General features: G+C 77.2%; 4 protein-coding genes. 2 read left to right on the top strand and 2 right to left on the bottom strand.

Annotation, left to right across the window (positions count from 1 at the left end; all coding sequences use genetic code 11):
• The coding region (locus AE652_RS37895) for a cache domain-containing protein (protein WP_049659858.1) at nucleotides 1-548 on the top strand (548 nt) is incomplete at its 5' end.
• 52 nt (nucleotides 549-600) lie between these two features.
• Here AE652_RS37895 and AE652_RS37890 read toward each other — a convergent pair.
• A complete protein-coding gene (locus tag AE652_RS37890) occupies nucleotides 601-1371 on the bottom strand; it encodes a (2Fe-2S)-binding protein (protein ID WP_049659855.1) in 771 nt (256 codons plus the stop codon).
• 161 nt (nucleotides 1372-1532) lie between these two features.
• Nucleotides 1533-2147, bottom strand: a complete 615-nt coding sequence (locus AE652_RS37885; protein WP_049659853.1) for a hypothetical protein — start codon at nucleotides 2145-2147, stop codon at nucleotides 1533-1535.
• Nucleotides 2148-2307: 160 nt separating this feature from the next.
• Here AE652_RS37885 and AE652_RS37880 point away from each other — a divergent pair.
• Nucleotides 2308-3491, top strand: a 1184-nt coding sequence (locus tag AE652_RS37880; protein ID WP_053112514.1) for a sensor histidine kinase, incomplete at its 3' end; no start/stop codon positions are given.

The raw sequence follows: 3491 nt of genomic DNA, 5'->3' as shown, positions 1-3491 counted from the left end.
CACCCGCGCGTCCGTCGACTTCTACACCGCGCTGGTTCGGCTGCGGAGCGGTTGTGGCACCCGGCGCGCTCGCCGACGCGGACCTGCACGCGGAGTGGTGGTACCGCGGCGCGCGCGGGGCCGGAGAGCGGCGGCTGCGGCTCGTGCTCGACCCGGCGGACGCCGAGTTCTACGACTACCGGGTGCTGCCCTGGTTCGCCCGACCCCGGGACGAGGGGCGGGCCGTGGTGGCCGGGCCGCAGGTCGACCTGCTCTGTGCCGACCGGTACGTGCTGTGCTGCGCCCGGCCGGTGGTCGTCCCGGGCGCCGGCTTCGTCGGGGTGGCGGCCGGGGACGTCCCGCTGGCCGCGCTGGAACGGCTGCTGGTGTCGCCGCTGCGGGAGCTGGCCGGCGAGGCCGCGCTGCTCGACGGCGAGGGGCGGGTGCTGGCCGCCACCACCCCGGCCCTGCCGGTGGGTTCGCTGGCGCGCGGGCTGCTCGCGGACCCGGCGGCCGAGCGGGCCGGGGTGCCGTCGGCGGCGGTGGACTGGACGGTGGTGCGCGGCTGACGGGTGACCGGACGGTACCGGCAAGCCGATATGACCTTCATTTGTGAAGGTATTAGTTGTTCCGCTTCCTGCGGCCGGGCGGTGTGCTGAAGCAGCAGTCGCCGCAGAGACCGGCGCCCGGACCCAGTCGGTAGTAGAGGCAGCAGCTGTTCCGGCGGAACGCCGTACCGCGCGGCCCGGTGCGCAGGGTACCCGACCCGGCCAGCGGCGGACGGTCCAGCAGCTCCGCCACCAACGCCCGTGCGGCGACCGGCGCATGGGCGTCCAGGATCCGCAGCGTCCCGGCCAGCGCGGAGGCGGCGTTGCCGAGCAGCAGGCGGCGGGAGAGCGGGGCGGCCGCCCGTACGGCCGTCGCCAGCGGCTCCAACTGGCCCAGCAGGACGGCCTCGTGCAGCTGGTCGGCGAGCGTCCCGGCGGCCTTCCCGGCGGTCGGCCCGGAGGACGGAACGGCGGGCGGCCGGACGGGCTCCGGCGGGGTCCACAGGTCGAGCGGGCCCTGGTCCGGGATCCGCACCCAGGCGTGCTCCAGGGTCGGGACCGTCCCCAGCAGGACGGCCGAGCCCAGGCCCACCGACCAGAAGCGGGCGGCCAGTCCCAGGTGCAGGATCGAGGCGGCGACCCGGGGCTCGTCGGTGCCGAGCCGCCGCGCCACCACCCGCAGCCGCGCCGCCAACGGCGCGTCCGGCCCGGTGCCGTACAGCTCGGCCAGCGGCCGGAAGCCCTCGGGCGGCCGGTCGGCCGGTGCGGTGTCCAGCGCGAAGTACGGCCCGACGGCGGCGAGTCGGGCGTAGTCCGGCGGCCGAAGGCCGGGTGCGGGGTTCAACGGCCCTCCCCTGTGCGGTCGTTGAACCCCGCACCCGCCCGCGGCGGGGTGGTCGGATGGTCGAGGGGCATCGGGGCCTCCAGGTCTGTGGGTGCTCGGGCGACCATGCGCGTCGCCCCGGTCGGACCCGAGCGGCCCGGGCAGGCCTGGTCGGCCGGGTGTCAGCCGCGCACGGAGAAGTCACCACTGGTCGTGCGGATGAACGGTACCGTGCCCTGGCAGTCCGAGACCGGCTGGCCGAAGACGCCCCAGACCCAGCCCATCCGGTCCCCGCGCCGCCCGTTGTCCTCCACCGAGAGCGCGACCTTCTGGCCGGTCAGCTCCAGGCCCGGGAACCACGGCGCCTCGCTCTTGGTGATCACCCCGGTGGCGATCGCCTCCCGGCCGCCGACGGCCAGGCAGGTGATGTCGCCCTCGAAGTCGGCGACCAGCCGGCCGTCGGTGTGCACGTGACGGACGTGGAAGTGGCCCGCGGTGCCGCGCGGATCGGTGTTGGTGGAAGTGCGGGCGTCCACCGAGATCTGCACCGGGTCGCCCTCGAAGCCCTGGAAGGCCGCGGTGAGGACGGTGTTGCCGGTGCCGCGCACGCTCACCGGTCCGAAGCCGCCCGCGGGGTCGGCCGGTTCCGCGGCGGACGCCTGCGCTGCGGACGCCTGTGCGGCGGGGACCGGTGCGACGGTGGTGGTCGGTGCGGCGACGGCGGCCGGTGCGGCGGTGGCGGCCGTCGCGGTCAGCAGGAGGAGCGAGACGGCGGCGGTGGCGAGGCGGCGGTTCATGGGGGTGGGTTCTCCTTCGGGCTCGGTCGTTCCGGTGCCACTCAGCATGCTTCCGCCCGGCCGCGCGGGCCTCCCGCTGCGGAGGGGACTTGACGGTGGGCCGCTCCTCCCCGGGAAGGAACCGGCCTCCCCCGGGAGAGCTGCCCCCTAGGCTCGGTGGGTGCGCACCGAAGCCCGAACCAGCTCCGCCCAACCCAGCTCTGCCCGACCCCGTTCCGCCCGGATCCGCCGGCCGCTCGCCGCCGTCTCCGCGCTCGCCCTGCTGGCGCCCGTCCTGCTGGCGCAACCGGACGCCCGGGTGGCGGCCGCGCTGCTCGCCCTGACGGCGGCGTTCGCCGCGGTGGTGGCGCTGCTGCCCTGGCCCGCCGGGCGGATCACGCTCGGTGCGGCGGTCGGGGCGGTGGCCGGGGCCTCGCTGCTGGTCGACCTGGTCTACCCGGGGCCGTACCGGCTGCCCGCGTTCTGGCTGCCGTTCGAGTGGCTCGCCCTGCTCGGGCTGCTCTTCCGGGCCGTCCGCGGGCTGTCCGACCGCCGGGTCGGCCCGGTCGGCGGGCTGCTCGGGCTCGCGGCGGTGCTGCTGCCGCTGCGGTTCTCCCTGCGGACGCCGCAGGGCGGTGCGGCCTGGTCGGTGGTCGGGGTGCTGCTCTCGCTGCTGCCGCTGCTCGGTGTCGCGGGGGCGGCCCTCTACCTGCGGGTCCTGGACGCCCGACGGGAGCGGGCGGTCGCCCGGGCCCGGCGCGAACAGCGGCTGGAGGTGGCGCGGGGGCTGCACGACTTCGTCGCCCACGAGATCACCGGCATCGTGCTGGAGGCCCAGGCCGGTCAACTCCCGGACCAGGAGCCGGAGGAGACCGCCGTACTGCTGCGGCGCCTGGAGGAGGCCGGGCTGCGGGCGCTGGACTCGATGGACGAGATGGTCGGCGCCCTGCGCGAGCCGGGCGGTGAGGGCGGCCGGGACGGCCGGTCCGATCCGCCGGACCGGGAGGAGCGGGCCGACGGGGCGACCACGCGCCGGCTGGGCCTGGCCGACCTCCCCGAACTGGTCACCCGCTTCGGCGCCACCGGCCGACCTGGTGGCACCGGCACCGCCGGTGCCCCGCGCGCCACCGCCGAGCTGGCGCCCGAGACCGCCGGCCGGCTCTCCGCCGAGGCCGAGGCGACCGCGTACGCCGTCGTCCTGGAGGCCCTCACCAACATCCGTCGGCACGCGCCGCAGGCCACCGAGGTCACCGTCCGGGTGGCCCCCGGCACGGACGGCGCGGTCGAGCTGACCGTCACCGACGACGGCGGCCCGTCCCGCAGGCCGCTGCTGCGCCGCCGCCCCGGCGCCGGCGGCACCGGCCT

Origin of the sequence: Kitasatospora sp. MY 5-36, assembly GCF_001182915.1 — a bacterium.
Lineage (GTDB): Bacteria > Actinomycetota > Actinomycetes > Streptomycetales > Streptomycetaceae > Kitasatospora.
The sequence above is the reverse complement of the archived record's forward strand: the minus strand, read 5'-3'. Positions and strand labels throughout refer to the sequence as shown.

What these genes read in the sequence shown, in the direction of transcription:
- AE652_RS37885 (WP_049659853.1), bottom strand. Translation starts at nt 2,147, where the DNA reads ATGAACCGCCGCCTCGCCACCGCCGCCGTCTCGCTCCTCCTGCTGACC.